We start from the raw sequence: 248 nt of genomic DNA, 5'->3' as shown, positions 1-248 counted from the left end.
GGGTGACGAGTGGCGGACGGGTGAGTAATGTCTGGGAAACTGCCCGGTGGAGGGGGATAACTACTGGAAACGGTAGCTAATACCGCATAACGTCTTCGGACCAAAGTGGGGGATCTTCGGACCTCACGCCACCGGATGTGCCCAGATGGGATTAGCTAGTAGGTGGGGTAACGGCTCACCTAGGCGACGATCCCTAGCTGGTCTGAGAGGATGACCAGCCACACTGGAACTGAGACACGGTCCAGACT

1 rRNA gene is annotated in these 248 nt (G+C 57.7%); it reads left to right on the top strand.

Annotation, left to right across the window (positions count from 1 at the left end):
* Positions 1 to 248: ribosomal RNA gene (locus F3J39_RS18710) — 16S ribosomal RNA — on the top strand; the annotation flags it as partial.

This window comes from Pantoea sp. Acro-807 (assembly GCF_011752675.1).
Classification (GTDB): domain Bacteria; phylum Pseudomonadota; class Gammaproteobacteria; order Enterobacterales; family Enterobacteriaceae; genus Pantoea; species Pantoea eucrina.
This window is presented reverse-complemented; position numbering and strand designations above follow the sequence as displayed.